Below are 20,755 nucleotides of genomic sequence, written 5' to 3'. Positions count from 1 at the left end.
TGTTCTCCTTATCGGCCACGCTCAGCCGCCGGTATTAACAGCCACCGGTGGATGTCGGGCGGTGATATCGAACAGCGTGTAGGACAGCGTCAGGTGCTTCACTTCCTTGGGCATGTCGCGGTCAACGATGAAACGCACCGGCATCTCGATCTGCTGACCGGGTTGCAGCACCTGCTGGGTAAAGCAAAAGCATTCGGTCTTGTGAAAAAACGCCGCCGCGTTGCTCGGCGCAATGCTCGGCACCGCTTGCGCACTCATCGGCTTGTCGGTCGGATTGCGGGCGATGAACACCATCTCGTTGACCGCGCCGGGGTTGGCGGTCAGCTCGTCATGCTTGGGATAAAAGTCCCACGGCATGTCGGCGGTGTTGGTCGAGAGAAACTGCACGCGCACCTGGCGCGAGGTGTCGACCACTTGCTCGCCCTCGTACTGGCCGCCGGTCTTGCCGTTGATGCCGAAGGCCTTGCACATCACGTCGTAGATCGGCACCAGGGCAAACCCGAAGACAAACATCGCCACCACCACCAGTAACAGGCGGGTAACCAGTTTTTTCAGCGAGATTGAGTCAGCCATGGTTTTCAGCCTCCACACCCAACCCTGTAGGAGTGAGCCTGCTCGCGATAGCGGTGTATCTGACACACCGCAGCGAATCCATCGCGAGCAGGCTCACTCCTACAAAAGGCCAAGCGTTTCATTTCACTTCCGGCGGCGTGGTAAAGGTGTGATAGGGCGCTGGCGACGGCACGCTCCACTCAAGCCCCTCGGCGCCATCCCACGGTTTGGCCGGTGCCGGTTCGCCGCCACGGATGGTCTTGATCACAATAAACAGGAAGAAGATCTGCGTGGCGCCAAACATGAACGCGCCGATCGACGAGACCATATTGAAGTCGGCGAATTGCAGGTTGTAGTCCGGTATCCGCCGCGGCATGCCCGCCAGCCCGACGAAGTGCATCGGGAAAAAGGTCAGGTTCATGCCGACGAACGACAGCCAGAAATGCAGCTTGCCGAGGGTTTCGTCGTACATGTGCCCGGTCCATTTCGGCAGCCAGTAATAGGCCGAAGCGAAGATGCCGAAGATCGCCCCGGGCACCAGTACGTAGTGGAAGTGGGCGACCACGAAGTAGGTGTCCTGGTACTGGAAGTCCGCCGGAGCGATCGCCAGCATCAGCCCGGAGAAGCCACCGATCGAGAACAGAATCACGAACGCCACCGCGAACAGCATCGGCGTCTCGAAGGTCATCGAGCCCTGCCACATGGTGCTGGCCCAGTTGAACACTTTCACCCCGGTCGGTACGGCGATCAGCATGGTCGCGTACATGAAGAACAACTCGCCCACCAGCGGAATGCCGACCACAAACATGTGGTGCGCCCAGACGATGAACGACAGGAAGGCGATGCTCGCCGTCGCGTAAACCATCGAGGTGTAACCGAACAGCGGTTTGCGCGCGAAGGTCGGGATGATCTGGCTGACCGCGCCGAAGGCCGGCAGGATCATGATGTACACCTCGGGGTGGCCGAAGAACCAGAACACATGCTGGAACAGCACCGGGTCACCACCGCCGGCAGCGCTGAAGAAACTGGTACCGAAGTGGATGTCCATCAGCATCATCGTCACGCACCCGGCCAGCACCGGCATCACCGCGATCAGCAGGAATGCGGTGATCAGCCAGGTCCAGACGAACAGCGGCATTTTCATCAGGGTCATGCCGGGGGCGCGCAGGTTGAGGATGGTCGCGACCACGTTGATCGCGCCCATGATCGAACTGATGCCCATCAGGTGAATGGCGAAGATGAAGAACGTCACGCTTTCCGGCGCATAGGTCGTCGACAGCGGCGCATAAAAGGTCCAGCCGAAATTCGGCCCGCCGCCCGGTGTGAACAGCGTCGAAACCAGCAGCAAAAACGCCGCCGGCAGCAGCCAGAAGCTGAAGTTGTTCATCCGTGGCAGGGCCATGTCCGGCGCGCCGACCATCAGCGGAATCATCCAGTTGGCGAGGCCGACGAACGCCGGCATCACCGCACCGAACACCATGACCAGACCGTGCATGGTGGTCATCTGGTTGAAGAATTCCGGCTGAACGATCTGCAAACCGGGCTGGAACAGCTCGGCGCGAATCACCATGGCGAACGAGCCGCCGAGCAGGAACATGCAGAACGCGAACCACAGGTACAGCGTGCCGATGTCCTTGTGGTTGGTGGTCAGCACCCAGCGCATCAGGCCTTTGGCGGGGCCGTGGGCGTGGTCGGCGTGACCGTGGTCATCGATGACAGCGCTCATGGCCGGTCTCCTTCAAATGAGTGGAGTGGATTTGCCGGGGCACGCGTCCCCGAGCGGTTCATGAAGTTCGCAATAGACCGGCTCATTGGCTTTCCGCCTGTTTCAGCTCCAGCACTTCCTTGGGCGTGACCATGTCGCCCTTGTTGTTGCCCCAGGCGTTACGTTCATAGGTCACGACCGCAGCGATATCGACTTCCGACAGTTGCTTGCCAAACGCCGCCATGGCGGTGCCGGGTTTGCCGTGGAAGACGATGCCCAGGTGATCCTTGATCGGTCCGGTGGCGATTTTCGAGCCCTTGAGCGCCGGGAACATCGGCGGCAGGCCCTGGCCTTCGGCCTGGTGACAAGCCACGCAAGTGGTGTGGTAGACCTTGTCGCCGCGTTCCTTGAGCTCGTCGAGGGTCCATTCCTTGCTGGTCAGTTCTTTGAGCTGCGCCGCTTCGGCCTTGCGCTCGGCGAGCCATTTTTCGTAGTCGGCCTGCTCCTTGACCTCGACCACGATCGGCATGAAGCCATGGTCCTTGCCGCACAACTCGGCGCACTGGCCACGGTACAGGCCGGGCTTGTCGATACGGGTCCAGGCTTCGTTGACGAAACCGGGGATCGCATCGCGCTTGACCGCGAACGCCGGCACCCACCATGAGTGAATAACGTCGGCGGAGGTGACGAGGAAGCGCACCTTGGCGCCCATCGGCAGCACCAATGGCTTGTCGACCTCGAGCAAGTAGTGCTCGCCTTTGGCTTCCTTGTTGTGGATCTGCTCGGCGGGGGTGGCCAGGTTGCTGAAGAACTCGACGTCCTGACCCAGATATTTGTAGTGCCACTTCCACTGATAACCGGTGACCTGGATATCGATATCCGGCTCACTGGTGTCGTACATCTTGATCAGTGTTGCGGTGGCGGGGACGGCCATGGCCACCAGAATCAGCAGCGGCACAATGGTCCACATGATTTCGACGCCGGTGCTTTCGTGGAATTTTGCGGCGACCTGTCCGGTGGAGCGGCGGTGCACCATCATCGACCAGAACATGGCGCCGAAGACGATGATCCCGATCACCACACAGATCCAGAAAATGGTCATGTGCAGGTCGAATACTGCGTGACTGATTTCAGTCGCTCCAGGCGCCATATTCACCGTCCAGGCCGCATTGGCCTGGCTGAATATCGACCACAACAGGAGGCCCATCCAGACATGTGGATGTCGCATCATTGCGGGTTCCCCTTATCGTTCTTGTTATCCCGCCGGCATACGCCTGCGGCAAGGGAGCGGCTGCATCAGACTACGAACTTGAATCGCCGGGCCTTGCTGCGGGTGCAGTCGGGCGTCATCAGCTAACTCCATTCATTGGCGAGTATAGACAGCGTCGGGAAATTGCAACCCGAGCACGTAAATCATCTGAAACAGCCTGCGCTTGCGTTCAAGGGCACGAATGGAGAAGGATGCAGACGAGTGGTGGCGAATGGATATAACGCAGCTGCATCAAGGATGAAATAATTATGACAAATGCGTCTTAGCGTTTTTCGTAAGCCAGCTAAGTTATGTCTTCCCTATTTCATTGCCTTGTTTCCTGGAGTTTTCATGAACACCGCCGCATTGCGCGAGCAGATCCAAAAAGCCCAACAACACGAAAAGGATACCGGCCTGCTGACCCGTCAGCTGGAAAGCAAACTGCCTCACCTGCACCCGGCGATCCAGTTGCCGGAAGCCGACGCCAACGGCGTGCTGACGCGTTTTGTCGCCGCCTACATCGATGAAGTACCCGATCTGCTGGATGCAGCCAATGAAGTCGCCAGGGAAGCGGGAATCGAATCGCAGATCAAACCGGTGCTGAAAATCGCCGAGCAGTATTTCCTCCAGCCGCCGGCCATCATGGCCGGGCATGTCGGTCTGGACAGCCTGCTCGACGAAGCCTATCTGGCGCACCGTTTTGTCGAAGAGGTCAACGACCTGTACATCAAGCATTTCGGCCAGCCACTGATCCCCCTGGACATGACGGTCGCCAATCTGATTGCTCACCAATTGATCGGTGAGGCATTTGCCAACCAACTGGACGAAGCGGTACACCACGCGATTGATGAAATGCTCAACGACGAGAGTTTTGCGCTGGAGTCAGTAGAAGCCTACCGCGACAAACTCAGCAGCCCGGACACCGGCGCGGCGTGGAAACGCTGGCCGTGCATGAGCCGGCGCTTGGGTGTGGGGCTGGAGCTGGATCAGCCGGCTGCCTGAGACAAACACAATCCAATGTAGGAGTGAGCCTGCTCGCGATGAGGATGGAACATTCAACATCTTTGTTGATTGATCCGCCGCCATCGCGAGCAGGCTCACTCCTACAGGGGTTGAGTTCAACCCGGAAATTTAGCCGGCCGCACCGATACCGGTATTCGTCCGAACTCTGCCCTCAAGCCTGCGCTTCAACCCACGCGACTCGATCAACAGCTTCGACCCTTTCGCCGCATTCGCCCGGCCCCATTCCTCAAGCAGTTCCAGACACGAGTGGTCGATATAACTCAGGTTATTCAGCGGCACATGCACGGTCGTGCCGTGGGGAATGGTGTTCAGCACCTGGGTCAGCGCCGGCACTTTGAGGAACGTCGCCGCGCCGATCAGGCGTAACTCCATTTCGCCGTCCTGCGGCAGATCGATCAGGCTGATTTTCAGGCGCGAGGCTTTGAATGCCAGCTTCAGCAACGTCAGGCCGAAACCGATGAGCACGCCGGTCAACAGGTCGGTGAAGATGATCGCCAGCGCCGTCGCGGCGTAGGTAAACATCGGCATCCGTCCGTAGCGACCCAAGCGGCGAAACGCCTTGAGATCGACCAGTTTAAAACCGGTGTAGACCAGCACGCCGGCCAGGCTGGCGACCGGAATGCTCTGCAACACGCTCGACAGCAACAGCACGAATGCCAGCAGCCACAGGCCATGAAAGATCGTCGAATAGCGCGTGGTCGCACCGGCCTGCACGTTGGCCGAACTGCGCACGATCACACCGGTCATCGGCAATGCACCGACCAGTCCGCAGAGCATGTTGCCGACACCTTGCGCCGACAGTTCACGGTCAAAATCCGAGCGCACGCCGCTGTGCATGCGATCAACCGCGGCGGCGGACAACAGGGTTTCGGCGCTGGCGATGAACGCTACGGCGAACGCGGCAATCAGCAGCGTCGGGTCGGCCAGACTCATCAGATCGGCAGGCTTGAGCCAGTCGATGGCTTCGGCCAGATTCGCCGGCACTTCCACACGCTTGACCTGCAAGGCCAGCAGCAGACTCGCGGCTGTCGCCAGACCTACACCGAGCAGCGCGCCGGGAACGAAACGCAGCGAATGCGGGCGAAATTTTTCCCACAGCCACATCACCGCAATCGTCGCCAGCCCGAGCAACCCGGCCTGCCAGCCAAACGACGGCAAGGCCTGCGCCACCGCCGCCGGGAATGCCGTGAGGTTGTCCAGCCCTGACGGTTGCGGCTTGGCATCGAGCATCACGTGCACTTGCGACAGCACAATCAGCACGCCAATCCCCGCCAGCATGCCGTAGACCACTGCTGGCGCCGTGACCCGGAACCAGCAACCGAGCTTCAAGCGCCCGGCGACCAGTTGCAGAAAACCGGCCAGCAACAGAATCGGCCCGAGCATCTCGATACCATGCTGGCGCACCAGTTCGAACACCAACACCGCCAGCCCTGCCGCCGGCCCGCTGACCTGCAACGGCGAACCCGCCAGCCAACCGACGACCAGGCCACCGATGATTCCGGTGATCAAACCTTTGGCCGGCGGCAATCCTGAGGCAATCGCAATACCCATGCACAGCGGCAGGGCGACCAGAAACACAACCACGGAAGCGAGCAGCTCCCGGGGCAACACCGCTTTCAATTGAGCCGCACGCATGGCGATTCTCCCGAAGTTTTCTTCAGGCGTGGCGAGGCCGGGCCGCTGAATCAGCGGCCGGCGTCAAACCACACAGATGTTTAGGAAGAGTTAGAAGCGCGCTTTGGGCGTCGCGACCGGTATCGGATGGCTGCCATCGAGCGGCAGGAAACGACCCTGATCTGCGTCGTAAGCTTTGATTTCGCTGGTTTCGATGTTGTAGACCCAGCCATGGATGAACAGATGACCGTTCGCCATGCGCGAGGCTACCGAAGGATGGGTACGCAAGTGCTGCAGCTGGGCGATGACGTTTTCCTCGGTGAGGATCGGCATGCTTTCTTTTTCGTCGGTGCAGTTGCAGTTGTCATGCACCATGGTTTTCGCCACTTCGGCGTGGCGCAGCCAGGCTTTGACCGTCGGCATTTTTTCCAGGCTGTCCGGGTTGAGTACCGCACGCATGGCGCCGCAATCGGAATGGCCGCAGATGATGATGTGCTGCACGCCAAGCGCCAGCACCGCGTATTCGATCGCGGTAGAAACGCCGCCGTTCATCTGCCCGTAGGGTGGCACGACGTTGCCGACGTTACGGGTCACGAACAGATCGCCGGGCGAACTCTGGGTGATCAGCTCGGGAACGATGCGCGAGTCAGCGCAGGTGATGAACATCGCTTTGGGCGCCTGGGCCGTAGCGAGTTTCTTGAACAGTTCTTCCTGCTGGGGAAAAACGTCATGATGAAAGCGTAAAAAGCCATCAACGATCTGTCGCAGTGCTGCATCGGCGGATTCCGCTTCAGGGCTTTGCGCCGAGGCAGCCAACGACTGTTTATCCTTGTCACTCATGATTCATCCTCTTTGGCGGATTCAGGGAGTCTTCCCCCGGTATTCCGGTATGAAGCCAGTGGCTGTTTAAACCATCCGGGTCATCCCGACCCGTCAGTCACTCGATGAACAAGGTAGCTGCCGAAACTTAACTCAAACTGAATCAAACGCTCTAGAACGTGTGTTCCAGGTCACAAAAAACGTGACCGAGCAATCCCGACAGAAGGATTCCAACCCACAACCCTGGGTCAATTGTCGCTAAATCAGCGACATCTGGCGACCCGGCGGACAGAAGGCTGTGCAATCGAGGTCGTAACCCTCGCGATGATGCAGCCCGAGGCGTTTGATGGCCTTGGCAAAACGCTGCGCGAGCAGATCGGCAAAAACGCCTTCGCCGCGCATGCGCGCACCGAAACGGCTGTCATAGAGCTCGCCGCCGCGGCTTTGGCGGATCAGGCTCAACACGTGGGCGGCGCGTTGCGGATAATGTGCGGCCAGCCATTCCTCGAACAGCGGCGCAACCTCCAGCGGCAGGCGCAGCATCATGTACGCCGCGCTTTGCGCACCGGCAGCGTGGGCTTCGCTGAGCAGGCTTTCGATTTCGCTGTCATTGATCATCGGAATCATCGGCGAACACAGCACGCCGACCGGAATCCCGGCTTCGCGCATCACCCGGATCGCGCGCAAGCGTGCCTTCGGTGCGGCGGCACGGGGTTCGAGGATGCGTTTGAGTTCGTCATCCAGGGTGGTCAGGCTGATCATCACTTTCACCAGCCGTTGCTGCGCCAGTTCGGTGAGCAAATCCAGATCGCGCAGAATCAGCGAACCTTTGGTGACGATGGTCACCGGATGCCGATAGCGCAGCAGCACTTCGAGGGTCTGCCGGGTAATTTTGTATTCGCGTTCGATCGGCTGATACGGATCGGTGTTGGAGCCCAGATTGATCGGCGCGCATTCATAGCCCTTCTTGCTCAGCTGCTCTTCCAGCACTTGCGCGGCGTTGGTCTTGGCAATCAGTCGGGTTTCGAAATCCAGCCCCGGCGACATGTCCCAATAGGCATGGCTGGGCCGCGCGTAGCAATAAATGCAGCCGTGCTCACAGCCGCGATAGGGATTGATCGAACGATCAAAGGGCAGGTCTGGTGAAGCGTTGCGCGTGATGATGGTTTTTGCGGTTTCGATCAGCACCTCGGTGTTCTGCGTTTCAGGCACTTCCTGATACCAGCCGTCATCCTCGGCCACCGAACGGTTCGGCGCGAAGCGGTTGTGCGGGTTGGTGGCGGTGCCGCGACCGCGAGGCGGTGGAGTGATCATGATGCTGTTCTCGATCTGTATGTGCATACAGTATCCGAGTGCGAGATATCTGATCCAGTACCGTTCAGCGATGAGGCCACTGCCGGTATGAATTCGCAAACAAGCGATAACTGGCGATACACATGCCTCGTTGTTGAGCAAAGTTATCGCAGATAGTCTTTGGCGCTCAGATCGACCCAAGATGGGTTACAGGAATAAAAGGATTTAGTTCATGTCGTTTCTTAACCAACGTGGCGTTTTCATGCAAATGATGCTGCCCAATGCCTCCGAGCCCAACACCATTGTTTCGCTGCAACTGGCACGCAAGGAATTGGGCTGGAACGCCGAGCAGGCGCTGCCCACCGAGGCACTGGTCGACTCGAGTTACGTGGTTGCAGTGTCTGCTGACCGGGGCAAGACCTTCACTATTCGCAGCAACAAAAATGATGTAGACGGCGACAGTGATATCGATAGCGATGACAAGGAAAAGTTGATTGCGCTGGCCAAGGCGTATGTGAGTATCGTCAATCCGTAAGTTGGATTTACGCTCACCGCTTCAAATAAAAAACCCTGCATGAAAGCTCATGCAGGGTTTTGTTTTATTGATGCTCGGTCACTTGACCAAGATCATTCGGCGACATGGTTTCCATGTCATTGCTACGCAGGTTGGCGACGTCTTTGGCGCTCACCGGCGCGCCCTTGTTACCCCAACTGCCACGAATGAAACTCACCACATCCGCGACTTCCTGATCCGACAGGCGCCAGGCGAAGCCGGGCATGGTGAAGGTCGATGGTGCGGTGTGCGTGGCCGGCAGCGTGCCGCCCTTGAGGACGATGTGAATCAGCGAGGTCGGATCGTCCGTCTGCAACACCGGATTGCCCGCCAGCGCCGGGAACACGCGAGTGTAGCCATGGCCGTCGGTGCGGTGGCACGCCGCGCAGTTGTCGATGTACACCGAAGCGCCACGCTGACTGTCGTCACCGTTCCACAGCGCTTTGGCGGCTTTTTCATCGTACTGATGCGGCTGATCCGCAGGATCGCTGGCCGGCAACGACTTCAGATAGCGGGCGATGGCCGTCAGGTCGGCGTCGGTCATGTATTGCATGCTGTGCGTGACCACATCGCTCATGCCGCCGAACACTGCGCTGCGATCACTGCGTCCGGTTTTGAGGAATTGCACCACTTGCTCCTCGCTCCAGCTGCCGAGGCCGTCCTTGTGGTCGCCGCGCAGGCTCTTGGCGATCCAGCCTTCCAGCGGCGCACTGCCGGCGAGGAAGGTTTTGCCATCCGATGCGCTGAGGGATTTTTCCTGCATGGTCAGGGCGCGCGGGGTGTGGCAGGCGCCGCAATGCCCGAGGCCTTCGACCAGATACGCACCGCGATCAATCACCGGATCGTCCGACGTGGCCTTGTAATCCTCGACCTTCGGCGCAAACAGCCAGCGCCAGCCCATCAACGGCCAGCGCATGCTCAGCGGCCACGGGATGTCGCTGGCCTGGTTGTCCTGCGCGACCGGTGCCACGCCGTGCATGAAATACGCGTACAGCGCTTGCATGTCGGCCTGGTTGACGCGTGCGTAGGACGGATACGGCATGGCCGGGTATAAGGTGCTGCCGTTTTTCGCGACGCCATGGCGCACGGCCTGGTCAAAGTCCTCGAAGCTGTAATCACCGATACCGGATTTGTCCGGGGTGATGTTGGTCGAGTAGATCGTGCCAATCGGGGTCTCCATCGGCAGGCCGCCGGCGAACGGCTTGCCGTTTTTCGCGGTGTGGCAAGCCACGCAGTCACCGGCGCGGGCGAGGTATTCGCCTTGTTTGATCAGATTCTGATCAACTTCCGCTGCCTGCAGGGAGGCACTGCCGAGCAGCGCCAGGGTGGCGATAACGAGATTCTTCATGGTCATCGCTCCTTATGCCTGAACCAGCGGGCCGGGGTTTTTCAGGTATTGCTCGCGGATCGCTTTTGCCGACCAGTAGGTCAGTGCTGCGACCAGCCCGGTCGGGTTGTAGCCCAGGCCTTGCGGGAACGCCGAGGCGCCGGGCACGAAGACGTTGTGCACGTCCCAGCTCTGCAGGTAACGGTTCAACGCGCTGGTCTTCGGATCGGTGCCCATGATCGCGCCACCGTTGAGGTGGGTGGTCTGATAAGACGCCGTGTTGAAGTGGTCACCGACCTGTTTGCCGATCACCGCAATCGCTTTGGGCCCCATCGCTTGCGCGACCTTGCCCATTTTTTCGACCATGAAGCGGTTCATCTTGATGTCGTTTTCCTGCCAGTCGAAGGTCATCCGCAGCAGCGGCAGGCCGTAGGCATCGCGATACACCGGGTCGAGATCGAGGTAGTTGCCGCGGTAGGACTGATGCGCACCGTGGGCGTCCATCGACACCTGATGGGTGTAGTAATCGGCGGTCGCACGTTTCCACGCGCTGCCCCACGCCGGTGTGCCGGGCGGGTTCGAGGTGCCGGCAATCGGGCGGCTGCCGGCCTGGTTGACCCACATCGGCGAGCCGCCGACGAAGCCGTGCGGGCCGTGGTCGAAGTTGTCGGCGTTGAAGTCATCCAGCGCCACGCCGTTGCCGCCGGCACCGATGAAGTTGTTGGTGTGGGTGTCCTTGTCGAAGAACGCCTTGATGGTCGCCATGTTCTGGTAGGCGAAGTTGCGCCCGACCACGCCTTCGCCGCTGATCGGATCGTACGGTTTGCCAATGCCCGAGAGCAGCATCAGACGCACGTTGTGCAACTGGAACGCGCCGAGAATCACCAGATCCGCTGGCTGTTCGATCTCACGACCCTGGCCGTCAATGTAGGTCACGCCGGTGGCTTTGCTCTTGCTGCTGTCGAGGTTGACCCGCAGCACATGGGAGTTGGGCCGCAATTCGAAATTCGGCAGCGGCTTGAGCGCCGGCAGAATGTTCACGTTCGGCGACGCCTTGGAATACATGTAGCAGACATAACCGCTGCAGAAACCGCAGAAATTGCACGGGCCCATCTGCGCGCCGTAGGGATTGGTGTACGGACCTGAGGTGTTGGCCGAAGGCAGGTTGTAGGGTTTGTAACCGACCTCCGTCGCGGCTTTGCCGAACAGCTGAGCCGAAACCGTATTCTTCTGCGCTTCGAGCGGGAACGGGTTGGAGCGGTCCGGGGCGTAAGGGTTGCCGCCCTTGCCCTGACCGACCAGTTGGCCCTTCACGGTCCAAGCCTGGCCGGAGGTGCCGAAGACCTTTTCGGCGAAATCGAAGAACGGCTCCAGCTCTTCATAGCTGACGCCGAAGTCCTGAATGGTCATGTCCTTGGGAATGAAGCTTTTGCCGTAGCGCTCTTCGTAATGGCTGCGCATGCGCAATTCAATCGGATCGACACGAAAGTGCACGCCCGACCAATGCAAACCGGCACCGCCGACACCATTGCCCGGCAGGAACGCGCCCAACTGGCGGTTCGGCAGGGCGATGTCGTTGACGCTATGGCGAATGGTCACGGTCTCTTTGGAGATGTCCTGAAAGAGTTTTTTGCGCACGCTGTAGGTGAGTTCGTCGATCACCTGTGGATAGTTGCCGTCGGGGTAGGTGTCCTGCATCGGCCCGCGCTCCAGCGCCAGCACGTTGAGACCCGCTTCGGTCAGTTCCTTGGCCATGATCGCGCCGGTCCAGCCGAAACCGACGATCACGGCGTCGACCTTTTTCATTACCGTTGCCATGCTTACGCCCTCTCGCCGCGAATCGACACTGCCGGGAAGGGGTACTGCTCGTTGCGTTCTACCCAATCCATGAAATCGGCGCGGGCGCCGGGGAAACCGATCATGGTCCAGCCGACCATGCCTTTATTGCCACCGTGGATCGGGTCGCAGAAGAAGCCTTCCTTGGTGTTTTGCAGCAGCAGATTGAAAAAAATCTTCGCCGGAACCGCATCGAATTGTGGTTTGCCGGCTTCAAGCTGCTTGAGCAAATCGTCTCGGGTAGCGCTGTCTTGCTCTGCAAATGGTTTGCCGTTGAGGGCTTTTGCCCACTGATCCGTAGCGGCGATGCCCAGACGATAGATGTCCTTGGGCACCAGTTTGCTTTGCCAGCCCATTTCCGGCGCGGCGTCGGCATTGAACGGGCCTTGCATGTACCACAGGGCACCGGCGGCGTACGGCGTGTTCATCTGACGGTCGATGTATTCCGGCACGCCGGCTTCGAGCGCGCCCGGGCCTTGGGCATCGTTGGGGATCAATTGCGCGACGGCAGCATTGATGAACGCCCATTCCTCAGCGGTGAAATAGCTGGGCTGGTACTCGCCGGCCTCGGCACGAACTGGCTGGGTGGCAGGTTTGGCGGGCGCGGTTTCAGGCGCGGCGTGCAGCACGCTGCTGCCCAGACCGGTACCGGCCAGGGTGACCACTGGAATCAGGGTCAGGGATTTGCGCAAAAACTCACGCCGCGGGTTGTCTCGATCTTCATCAGACATGGGGTGCACCTCATCAGGCATTAGCATTGAGCCGATTCTGCGAAAGGCTTGGGATTTTGCGTCGCAACGACAGCGCTCTGGCCTGAAAAAGGCAGGGGTGCCTGCAACATCGTGTGACAAATGGTAGCAGGCTAAGCATCAGCATGAACCGGCTCGATGGAAAAAAGCCGCGGCCGCAATGAAATTTTTGTCATCAATCGCCGTTCACAATTCTTTAACAAGCGGCTCACAGGGCTTTGACCGTTCTATCGCGAAGCTGCGCCGTCTCTCACTGAAACATCCGAAACGGTCAATTCCAGCATGTCTCGAGTGCGTGTTTTTCCTGTGTTTTGCTCAGTGCTTTTTGCCCTGTTGCAGCTGACGTCCGCTCAGGCGGAGTCGCTATCGATGGCCCGCCCCGCGGAATGGGCGCAGCCGGTCGAAGTGCAGTACAACCTGTTCCAGATGTCGCCGACCTTGTATCGCAGCGCTTTGCCCGACGGTGGTGCGCTGCCGCTTCTGAAAAATCTGAAGATCATCACGGTGATCAATTTTCTCCCGGATGATGACCGCAGCTGGCTAGTGGATCCTGCCATTGAGCAGGTGCGATTGCCCTACCGCACCAATCATGTCGACGACAGTGACGTGCTCAAGGCGTTGCGCGCGATCCAGGCGGCCGAAGCCAACGGCCCGGTGCTGATGCATTGCAAGCACGGTTCTGACCGCACCGGGCTGATGGCGGCCATGTATCGGGTCGTGGTGCAGGGGTGGAGCAAAGAGGACGCCCTGAGCGAAATGACTCAGGGCGGTTTCGGCGACAGCACCCACTTCAAGGACGGCATTCGTTACATGATGCAGGCGGATGTCGACAAGCTGCACACAGCGCTGGCCAACGGCGATTGCAGCACCAGTGCCTTTGCCACCTGCTCGATGAAAAGCTGGTTCAAATCGGCCCACGTCGAGTAGCCCGCGGTTCAACCCGGCCGCGCTGAAAACAGTTCGGCAGGCACCGGCTTGCCGAGAAACTTCTCCATTGCGCTCGGCAGCGAAACCGAATCACCAGAGAAGAATGCCTCGCGCAAATCCCGACCGGTCTGAGTGTTGAACACGCCTTCGCGTTCGACGCGCTTGAACGCTTCGGAGGCCAGCACGCCCGACCATTTGTAGGCGTACACCGAGGCTTCGTAACCGGTCACCACGTAATCGAAACTGTTGGCAAACCGGCAATAGGCCGGCAGGTTCAGTTGCGGTATCTGCTGCTGTACCGCATCGAAGCACTGCTGCACGTTGCGGCCATTGGCGTCGCTGCGGTGCAGCTCAAGGTCGAGCAAAGCTTCGAGCAATAGCGTCGCGGTCTCGCGGCTGGTGTGCGCTGCGATAGCGGTCAGCGCCGAGGTTATCCGCGTGTGGTCCAACGGCACATGGCTTTCGTAATGCGCCGACAGCCACCGTAGAAGCTCCTCCGACAGGCTCAATTGCTCGAACAGCTGTCCGGCGAACTCCCCCGAATCCCGCGCCATTTGCGAGATACCCGAAAGATTATGGTGCGGCGAGCGGGTCAGCACATGCTGCAGACAATGCCCGAACTCGTGAAACAGCACGCGCAAGTCCTTGTGCGACAGCACGCCGGGATGGTCGCCGCTGACCGGCGGGAAGTTGCAATGCAGGATGGCGATCGGCAGGGCCGGCCGACCTTCGGCACTGATACGGTGGTCGCGCACGGTGTGGGTCAGGGCATAGTCGGGGGCGTCCGTGCGATGAAAGGGATCGAAGTAGATAAAGCCGATGACTTGATCGTATTCGCTGACCTCCAACAGTCGCACCTTCTCGTGCCAATGGGTGTGGTCTTTGCGCTCGGTCAGTTTGATCCCTAACAGGTGTTCAATGAACTGGCAGAACCGGCGCAGCGTTTCGTCCAGTGCAAAGTACTGGCGAAGGCCTTTGAGTGTGCTCGCTGAATGTTGCTGGCGCCATTGTTCAGCGAAATAGTCGTAATCCCAGGCCTGTAGTTCCTCGACGCCCTGGGTCGCAGCAAATACCTGTAAGTCCTGCGTGTCCCGCTCCAGCGCCGCGCGATTGTGTGCGATCTGCTGCTTTAGAAATGCTTCGACCTGAGCCGGCGAGGTCGCCATCTGTTGCGAAAGACGCAGATGAGCAAAGCTTTCGAAGCCCAGCAAGCGGGCTTTTTCATGACGCAGCGCGAGCAACTTCTCCAGGACCGGGCCGTTGTCGAACCGGTTGGCATGCGGCCCCTGATCCGAGGCCCGGGTGTTGAACGCGACGAAATACTCCTCACGCAAGCGGCGGTGGCTGGCGTTTTTCATCAGGTATTCGTAAGTGTTGCGATCGAGCGTCAGCAGCCAGCCGGTTTTTCCCGCCTGACGCGCATTGAGCAGCAATTGATCCTTGAAGGCGGCAGACAGGCCATCCAGCGTGGCAAACTCGTCGATCTGTCGGGTCCAGGCCGCGTTGCTGCGCTCCACATTGATCAGAAACAATTGCTGCTGGAGGTCGATATCGACGGTGATTGCGGCCAGTCGCTCGCGTTGTCTGGCGGGCAACTCGATGCCTGTCAGACGGAAGCCGAGCAGGGTCTTGGCCAGTGATGCCTTGCGAAACGCATCGAAGCTGCGGGCGATCGAGCTCCGTTCCAGACCTTGATACGTACGGTAAAGCGCCAGGTTGGCAAATTTCTGCGAGCGATAGCGCTTCGCGGTCAGGCTGCACTGCGCGCTTTGCGCCAGCCAGTCGGCATCAGTGCCTTTGACCGTGTCGAGCACTTCGATGATGGCGATGGCTTCGGCAATCCGTGCGTCGGCTTCGTCGATGGCGATCACCAGATCATCCCAGTTCGGGTGGACGGTCTGCGTGGCAATCACCTCGGCGATGATCCGCTGGTTGTCAGCGACGATGGCATCGAAGGCGGGGACCAGATGTTCGGCTTGTAGCTCGGACCAGGCCGGCAGTTGCCAGCGTTGCAGCAGGGGGTTGGCAGGGGGCATCGCGTCTTCCTTGACCGTAGGCTGAAAAACTCAGCCTACGGACGAAGCGCGAAGATCAGGCGGTAAAGGAATACCACCTCGCAGTAGCGATTTTACTCGTCGGTCTTTTTCTTCAGTTTCGGATTGGGGAAAAACTGCACCGCCTGGACTTTCTTGTCCGCTGCCGGCTTGAGCGCGCTGGCGTTGACTCGCGTGCCCAGTTCCTTGGGCACCGACAGCCCTTGCTCATTCAGCGTGTCCGAATACCCGCAGGCCACGCATTCGCGGTGCGGCACGCCGTCTTCGTTCCACATCATCAGTTTGTCCGGCTCGCTGCACGCCGGGCAAACGGCCCCGGCGATAAAGCGTTTTTTGGTAATCACAGGCCCCTCACTCATGCTGCCGCGTCCTCACTCAGGCCGCTGTGGCGCAACAGTGCGTCAATCGACGGCTCACGGCCACGAAAATCGACGAACAGCACCATCGGTGCCTGCGAACCGCCACGGGCCAGAATCGCCTCGCGGAAAGCGCGACCGGTTTGCGCGTTGAGCACACCGTCTTCTTCGAATTTGGAGAAGGCATCCGCGGACAGCACTTCAGCCCACTTGTAGCTGTAATAACCGGCGGCATACCCGCCAGCGAAGATGTGCGCAAAGCTGTTGGGGAAGCGGTTGTACGCCGGTGGGCGCATGACCGACACCTCGTTGCGCACGCCTTCGAGTACTTGCGCCACGCTGCGCCCGTCACCGTGGGTGGCGTGCAGTTCGAAGTCGAACAGCGAGAACTCCAGCTGACGGACCATCATCAGGCCGGACTGGAAGTTTTTCGCCGCGAGCATTTTTTCCAGCAGATCCTGCGGCAGCGGCTCGCCGGTTTCGTAGTGACCTGAAATCAGTGCGAGGCCCTCCGGCTCCCAGCACCAGTTTTCCATGAACTGGCTCGGCAGCTCGACCGCATCCCACGCCACGCCATTGATGCCCGATACGCCAGCATGATCGACACGGGTCAGCAGGTGATGCAAACCATGGCCGAACTCGTGGAACAGCGTGGTCACTTCATCGTGGGTCAGCAGCGCTGGCTTGCCGCTGTCGGCCGGGGTGAAGTTGCACACCAGGTTGGCCACCGGGCTTTGCAGCACGCCGTCGACGGTGCGACGACGGTCGCGGGCGCCGTCCATCCACGCACCGCCACGCTTGTTGGCGCGGGCATAGAGGTCGAAGAAGAAGCGCCCGACGTGCTCGCCGTTTTCCTTGATTTCGAACAGGCGCACGTCCGGGTGCCAGGTGTCGAAGCCTTTCAGCTCGGCGATTTCGATGCCGTACAGACGCTGAACGATTGCGAACAGGCCGCTCAGCACTTTGTCGATCGGGAAGTAGGCGCGCAGGGTTTCCTGAGCGACGCTGTAACGCTGTTCGCGCAGTTTTTCACCGTAGAAACCGCTGTCCCAGCTTTGCAGATCGGCGCAGCCCTGCTCGGCGGCGTAGGCGCGTAGCTGTTGCAGATCCTGCTCGGCGAAGGGCTTGCTGCGCTTGGCCAGATCACGCAAGAAGCTCAGCACCTGATCGCTGGACTCGGCCATCTTGGTCGCCAGACTCAGTTCGGCGAAGCTGGCGAAGCCCAACAGTTTCGCCAGTTCCTGACGCAGGTCGAGGATCTGTTCCATCACCGGGCCGTTGTCGTTCTGGCCGGCGTTCGGGCCTTGATCCGAGGCGCGGGTACAGTAGGCGGCGTAGACTTCTTCACGCAACGCACGATCCTGCGCGTAGGTCATCACCGCGTAATAGCTCGGGAATTCGAGGGTGATCAGCCAGCCGTCGAGGCCTTTGGCTTGCGCGGCGGCAGCCATTTGCGCCTTGGCCGAATCGGTCAGGCCGGCGAGGGCGGCTTCGTCGGTGACGTGCTTGGTCCAGGCCTGAGTGGCATCGAGCAATTGGTTGGAGAACCGGCTGCCCAGCTCGGACAGTTTGCTTTGCACTTCGGCGTAGCGCTTCTGTTCGGCTTCCGGCAGGTCGATACCCGACAGACGGAAGTCACGCAGCGCCTGTTCGAGAATAGTCTTTTGCGCGACGTCGAAGTTGGCGGCCTCCGGGCTGCTGGCCAGCGCTTCATAAGCCTGGAACAGCTCGCGGTTCTGGCCCATCTCGGTGGAGTAGGCGCTCAGGGTCGGCAGGCACGACTCGTAGGCTTCACGCAGCTCGGCACTGTTGCACACGGCATTGAGATGGCTGACCGGGCTCCAGGCCGCGCCGAGACGGTCATTGAGTTCGTCCATCGCCAATACCAGACCGGCCCACGTCGGGTGCTGGCCCTGGTTCTTGAGAATTTCGGCGATGGCCGCGCGGTTATCGGCCAGAATGGTTTCGATGGCCGGCAGCACGTGTTCGGCACGGATCGTGGAGAACGGTGGCAGGTCGTAGGACTGCAGCAGAGGGTTGTTCACGCTCACGGTTGGCACCTTGGCTGGAAGAAACATGCGCCCATCTTAATTACAATCGACACTCACCGCAGCTATCGGCGATAGAGAGAGAACTAATCGTGGCCCTTCGCAAGTACCAACAACACACCCCGCAGTTGAGCAAAGGCGCGTTTGTCGACGGCTCCGCGGTGGTGATCGGCGACGTCGAAATCGGAGAAGACAGCTCCGTCTGGCCGCTGACCGTGATCCGCGGCGACATGCACCGCATTCGCATCGGCGCGCGCACCAGCGTGCAGGACGGCTGCGTGCTGCACATCACCCATGCCGGCCCGTTCAACCCCGATGGCTTTCCGTTGCTGATCGGCGACGACGTGACCATCGCCCACAAAGTCATGCTGCACGGCTGCACCGTCGGCAGCCGCGTATTGATCGGCATGGGCAGCATTGTCATGGACGGCGCCGTGGTCGAGCACGATGTGATCATCGGCGCCGGCAGCCTGGTGCCGCCGGGCAAGCGCCTGCAAAGCGGCTTCCTGTACGTGGGCAGCCCGGTGAAACAGGTGCGTGCTCTGACCGACAAGGAAAACGCTTTCTTCACCTACAGCGCTGCCAATTATGTGAAGCTCAAGGACCTGCATCTGGCCGAAGGCTACGACACACTCTGAAGCGAAATCGCGACTGCGCAGGATTATTCATGCATTACCAGACCGTATTGTTCGACCTCGATGGCACCCTGACCGACCCGCGTGAGGGCATCACCCGTTCCATCCAGTTCGCCCTTGGCAAACTCGGCATCGACGAGCCGGATCTGACCAGACTCGAACACTTCATCGGCCCGCCGCTGTTGCAGGCGTTCATGCAGTTCTACGCGTTCGATGAGGCCAAGGCGTGGCAGGCGGTGAATTTCTACCGCGAGCGCTTCAAGGTCACTGGCCTTTATGAGAACCGGGTGTTCGATGGCGTCACGCCGTTGCTGGAAACCTTGAGCGGGCAGGGACGACGGCTGTTTATCGCCACGTCGAAACCGTGGGAGTTTGCCCGTGAGATTGCCCGGCATTTTGATTTCGCGCGGCATTTCAAGGTGATTTACGGCAGCGAACTGGATGGCACGCGGACCAACAAGGTCGAGCTGATCGCGCATCTGCTGCAGGAAGAAGGGCTGGACCCGGCCGATACGCTGATGATCGGCGATCGCAAGCATGACTTGATCGGCGCGCGTAGTAATGGCCTGGATGCAGCGGCGGTGGGGTATGGGTTTGGCAGCTTTGAAGAGCTGAATGCCGAAGCGCCGGCTTATCACTTTGCAACGCTGGATGAGCTGCATCAGGCGTTTCTGTTGCGCTGATCAAAATTGCCATCGCCAGCAGGCTGGCTCCCACAGGGGATTTGCGTCGTATACAAAATCAAGGTGGGAGCCAGCCTGCTGGCGATGAGGCCCGTTCAGCCACTCAAAAGCCGAGACTCGGCCAATGCTTTGAGCGCCACCTTGCGCTCAGCCATCGGCAGCCTCTCACAGGAATTTGCGTCGTATACAAAACCAAGGTGGGAGCCAGCCTGCTGGCGATGAGGCCCGTTCAGCCACTCAAAGACTGAGACTCGGCCAGTGCTTTGAGCGCCACCTTGCGCTCAGCCATCGGCAGCCTGCCCAGCTTCTCAACCTCTGCATAAAATTTCGACCAATCCCCGCCGACTTCCCTGAACAACCCGGCAAACGCCGGCACCCACTGGTCATACAGCCCAAACGGCAACAATCGCGCATTGTTCAGCGGCGCGTTCACCCAAGCGTCATAACGCTTGTCCCCGTTCCAATCGCGATCGCGCAGCGCCCGATAATCGCGCCGAAAACGCTCGAACTCCGCTGCTTTGCGCTCGCGCATCTGCTCGGCTGGCAATGGCTGCGCATATAAGGTTTCCAGGCGTGAGCGAGTGTCGAGAACCAATCCGATGAACTGGTCGCGCTGCTTGAGCCGTGAAGCGTTATCGGCCGGCAACCCGCGAAACGCGCGCCACTGTCGGGTACCTTCCTGCTCTACAAACGTGGCAAAGGACTCATTGAACTCGGTGTCGTCCTGCACATAACAACGCTGGTGTGCCAGCTCATGGAAGATCAGCGTGGCAAGACGCTCGTCGCCCCAGCCCATCATCGTGTTGATAATCGGGTCGTTGAACCAGCCGAGCGTCGAATAGGCCTCGACGCCGCCAATCGACACGTCCATACCATTCAAGCGCTGGATCGCGGCTTCGCCCCGCGCCGCGCTTTGACTGTAATAGCCGCGATAGGCCACACACCCGGCAATCGGGAAACAATGATTCTGCGGGGTCAGGGAAAATTCGGCAGTGGCGAACACGTTCCACACCACGAACGGCCGACCGATGTCGGCGTATAGCCGGTAGCTCTGGTTGTCCGGCAGGTGCAGATGCTCGCTGGCGAAGGCGCGGGCCTTCTGCGATTGCGCCAGGTGGGCGCGCAACGTCGCGTCGCGGCTCGGGTCGTTGATCACGTTTTGGACCGGTTCGCGCGCGCGCAGCAGTTGTAACTGCCCACTGGCCAATTGGCCGTAGTAACTGACGCTGGCACAACCGTTGAGCAACAAAAACAACACACCCGGAAACAAAATCGCAAAAACGCGATCAAGTAACCCAAGGCTTGGAAACGGCCTGATCAAAATAAGAAATC

General features: G+C 59.9%; 18 protein-coding genes. 5 read left to right on the top strand and 13 right to left on the bottom strand.

The annotated features are described in order from the left end of the window. Positions 1–21: 21 nt before the first annotated feature. The 3 genes from J3P75_RS27280 to coxB form a co-directional block, all read right to left on the bottom strand. Entirely contained in the window at positions 22–573 is a 552-nt protein-coding gene (locus J3P75_RS27280; RefSeq protein WP_434708871.1) for a cytochrome c oxidase assembly protein, read from the bottom strand. A 118-nt stretch (positions 574–691) separates the two neighbouring features. Continuing rightward, the gene (gene ctaD, locus J3P75_RS27275; RefSeq protein ID WP_042609004.1) at positions 692–2,278 is read right to left on the bottom strand and encodes a cytochrome c oxidase subunit I; all 1,587 of its coding nucleotides are present in this window, start codon (positions 2,276–2,278) and stop codon (positions 692–694) included. An 82-nt stretch (positions 2,279–2,360) separates the two neighbouring features. Further along, positions 2,361–3,488 carry a cytochrome c oxidase subunit II gene (gene coxB / locus J3P75_RS27270; protein ID WP_434708870.1) on the bottom strand — a complete coding sequence of 376 codons (1,128 nt, stop codon included), beginning with the start codon at positions 3,486–3,488 and terminating at the stop codon, positions 2,361–2,363. A gap of 369 nt (positions 3,489–3,857) precedes the next feature. Between coxB and J3P75_RS27265 the strand changes: the two genes are divergently transcribed. Continuing rightward, positions 3,858–4,508, top strand: coding sequence for a hypothetical protein (locus tag J3P75_RS27265; protein WP_093096227.1), 651 nt, complete (start codon positions 3,858–3,860; stop codon positions 4,506–4,508). 129 nt (positions 4,509–4,637) lie between these two features. Here J3P75_RS27265 and J3P75_RS27260 read toward each other — a convergent pair whose 3' ends face one another. The 3 genes from J3P75_RS27260 to J3P75_RS27250 form a co-directional block, all read right to left on the bottom strand. Next, positions 4,638–6,164 (bottom strand): SulP family inorganic anion transporter, encoded by a 1,527-nt coding sequence (locus J3P75_RS27260; RefSeq protein ID WP_090287988.1) that lies wholly within the window; start codon positions 6,162–6,164, stop codon positions 4,638–4,640. Between the two features lie 90 nt (positions 6,165–6,254). Next, positions 6,255–6,983, bottom strand: a complete 729-nt coding sequence (locus tag J3P75_RS27255; protein WP_093096212.1) for a carbonic anhydrase — start codon at positions 6,981–6,983, stop codon at positions 6,255–6,257. Between the two features lie 237 nt (positions 6,984–7,220). Further along, positions 7,221–8,276 (bottom strand): PA0069 family radical SAM protein, encoded by a 1,056-nt coding sequence (locus J3P75_RS27250; RefSeq protein ID WP_434708868.1) that lies wholly within the window; start codon positions 8,274–8,276, stop codon positions 7,221–7,223. 211 nt (positions 8,277–8,487) lie between these two features. Here J3P75_RS27250 and J3P75_RS27245 point away from each other — a divergent pair, with 211 nt between their 5' ends. Continuing rightward, positions 8,488–8,790 carry a hypothetical protein gene (locus tag J3P75_RS27245; RefSeq protein WP_434708867.1) on the top strand — a complete coding sequence of 101 codons (303 nt, stop codon included), beginning with the start codon at positions 8,488–8,490 and terminating at the stop codon, positions 8,788–8,790. 64 nt (positions 8,791–8,854) lie between these two features. Here the strand turns inward: J3P75_RS27245 and J3P75_RS27240 are convergent, their stop codons facing one another. From J3P75_RS27240 to J3P75_RS27230, 3 genes are read right to left on the bottom strand one after another with little or no spacing between them, the layout of a single operon-like run. Continuing rightward, positions 8,855–10,156 carry a c-type cytochrome gene (locus J3P75_RS27240; RefSeq protein ID WP_434708866.1) on the bottom strand — a complete coding sequence of 434 codons (1,302 nt, stop codon included), beginning with the start codon at positions 10,154–10,156 and terminating at the stop codon, positions 8,855–8,857. A 12-nt stretch (positions 10,157–10,168) separates the two neighbouring features. Beyond that, positions 10,169–11,953, bottom strand: coding sequence for a GMC family oxidoreductase (locus J3P75_RS27235; RefSeq protein ID WP_394504928.1), 1,785 nt, complete (start codon positions 11,951–11,953; stop codon positions 10,169–10,171). Between the two features lie 2 nt (positions 11,954–11,955). Continuing rightward, positions 11,956–12,702: a gluconate 2-dehydrogenase subunit 3 family protein gene (locus J3P75_RS27230; RefSeq protein WP_434708865.1), complete on the bottom strand. Its 747-nt coding sequence runs from the start codon at positions 12,700–12,702 to the stop codon at positions 11,956–11,958. A 300-nt stretch (positions 12,703–13,002) separates the two neighbouring features. On the opposite strand from J3P75_RS27230, the gene J3P75_RS27225 reads away from it, so the two are divergent. Continuing rightward, the gene (locus tag J3P75_RS27225) at positions 13,003–13,647 is read left to right on the top strand and encodes a phosphatase domain-containing protein (protein WP_434708864.1); all 645 of its coding nucleotides are present in this window, start codon (positions 13,003–13,005) and stop codon (positions 13,645–13,647) included. Positions 13,648–13,655: 8 nt separating this feature from the next. Here J3P75_RS27225 and J3P75_RS27220 read toward each other — a convergent pair whose 3' ends face one another. The 3 genes from J3P75_RS27220 to prlC form a co-directional block, all read right to left on the bottom strand. Then, positions 13,656–15,683, bottom strand: coding sequence for a M3 family metallopeptidase (locus J3P75_RS27220; RefSeq protein ID WP_434708863.1), 2,028 nt, complete (start codon positions 15,681–15,683; stop codon positions 13,656–13,658). 92 nt (positions 15,684–15,775) lie between these two features. Further along, positions 15,776–16,060 (bottom strand): YheV family putative zinc ribbon protein, encoded by a 285-nt coding sequence (locus J3P75_RS27215; RefSeq protein ID WP_434708862.1) that lies wholly within the window; start codon positions 16,058–16,060, stop codon positions 15,776–15,778. Beyond that, entirely contained in the window at positions 16,057–18,135 is a 2,079-nt protein-coding gene (gene prlC / locus J3P75_RS27210) for an oligopeptidase A (RefSeq protein ID WP_434708861.1), read from the bottom strand. Before prlC ends, J3P75_RS27215 begins: the two co-directional genes overlap by 4 nt. Before the next feature lie 62 nt (positions 18,136–18,197). Here prlC and J3P75_RS27205 point away from each other — a divergent pair, with 62 nt between their 5' ends. Together J3P75_RS27205 and J3P75_RS27200 are read left to right on the top strand one after the other, a co-directional pair. Next, a complete protein-coding gene (locus tag J3P75_RS27205; protein WP_434708860.1) occupies positions 18,198–18,743 on the top strand; it encodes a gamma carbonic anhydrase family protein in 546 nt (181 codons plus the stop codon). A 29-nt stretch (positions 18,744–18,772) separates the two neighbouring features. Further along, positions 18,773–19,423, top strand: coding sequence for an HAD family hydrolase (locus J3P75_RS27200; protein ID WP_434708858.1), 651 nt, complete (start codon positions 18,773–18,775; stop codon positions 19,421–19,423). Positions 19,424–19,652: 229 nt separating this feature from the next. On the opposite strand, the gene J3P75_RS27195 is transcribed toward J3P75_RS27200, so the two are convergent. Continuing rightward, complete coding sequence (locus tag J3P75_RS27195) at positions 19,653–20,744, bottom strand: aminopeptidase (protein WP_434708857.1); 1,092 nt, start codon at positions 20,742–20,744, stop codon at positions 19,653–19,655. Between the last annotated feature and the right edge of the window lie 11 nt (positions 20,745–20,755).

Origin of the sequence: Pseudomonas sp. R1-1, assembly GCF_051132135.1 — a bacterium.
Taxonomy (GTDB): Bacteria; Pseudomonadota; Gammaproteobacteria; order Pseudomonadales; family Pseudomonadaceae; genus Aquipseudomonas.
Note: the sequence above shows the minus strand (reverse complement) of the source record. Positions and strands in the feature narration are given on the sequence as shown.

What these genes read in the sequence shown, in the direction of transcription:
- J3P75_RS27280 (WP_434708871.1), bottom strand. Translation starts at nt 573, where the DNA reads ATGGCTGACTCAATCTCGCTGAAAAAACTGGTTACCCGCCTGTTACTG.
- ctaD (WP_042609004.1), bottom strand. Translation starts at nt 2,278, where the DNA reads ATGAGCGCTGTCATCGATGACCACGGTCACGCCGACCACGCCCACGGC.
- coxB (WP_434708870.1), bottom strand. Translation starts at nt 3,488, where the DNA reads ATGATGCGACATCCACATGTCTGGATGGGCCTCCTGTTGTGGTCGATA.
- J3P75_RS27265 (WP_093096227.1), top strand. Translation starts at nt 3,858, where the DNA reads ATGAACACCGCCGCATTGCGCGAGCAGATCCAAAAAGCCCAACAACAC.
- J3P75_RS27260 (WP_090287988.1), bottom strand. Translation starts at nt 6,164, where the DNA reads ATGCGTGCGGCTCAATTGAAAGCGGTGTTGCCCCGGGAGCTGCTCGCT.
- J3P75_RS27255 (WP_093096212.1), bottom strand. Translation starts at nt 6,983, where the DNA reads ATGAGTGACAAGGATAAACAGTCGTTGGCTGCCTCGGCGCAAAGCCCT.
- J3P75_RS27250 (WP_434708868.1), bottom strand. Translation starts at nt 8,276, where the DNA reads ATGATCACTCCACCGCCTCGCGGTCGCGGCACCGCCACCAACCCGCAC.
- J3P75_RS27245 (WP_434708867.1), top strand. Translation starts at nt 8,488, where the DNA reads ATGTCGTTTCTTAACCAACGTGGCGTTTTCATGCAAATGATGCTGCCC.
- J3P75_RS27240 (WP_434708866.1), bottom strand. Translation starts at nt 10,156, where the DNA reads ATGAAGAATCTCGTTATCGCCACCCTGGCGCTGCTCGGCAGTGCCTCC.
- J3P75_RS27235 (WP_394504928.1), bottom strand. Translation starts at nt 11,953, where the DNA reads ATGGCAACGGTAATGAAAAAGGTCGACGCCGTGATCGTCGGTTTCGGC.
- J3P75_RS27230 (WP_434708865.1), bottom strand. Translation starts at nt 12,702, where the DNA reads ATGTCTGATGAAGATCGAGACAACCCGCGGCGTGAGTTTTTGCGCAAA.
- J3P75_RS27225 (WP_434708864.1), top strand. Translation starts at nt 13,003, where the DNA reads ATGTCTCGAGTGCGTGTTTTTCCTGTGTTTTGCTCAGTGCTTTTTGCC.
- J3P75_RS27220 (WP_434708863.1), bottom strand. Translation starts at nt 15,683, where the DNA reads ATGCCCCCTGCCAACCCCCTGCTGCAACGCTGGCAACTGCCGGCCTGG.
- J3P75_RS27215 (WP_434708862.1), bottom strand. Translation starts at nt 16,060, where the DNA reads ATGAGTGAGGGGCCTGTGATTACCAAAAAACGCTTTATCGCCGGGGCC.
- prlC (WP_434708861.1), bottom strand. Translation starts at nt 18,135, where the DNA reads ATGTTTCTTCCAGCCAAGGTGCCAACCGTGAGCGTGAACAACCCTCTG.
- J3P75_RS27200 (WP_434708858.1), top strand. Translation starts at nt 18,773, where the DNA reads ATGCATTACCAGACCGTATTGTTCGACCTCGATGGCACCCTGACCGAC.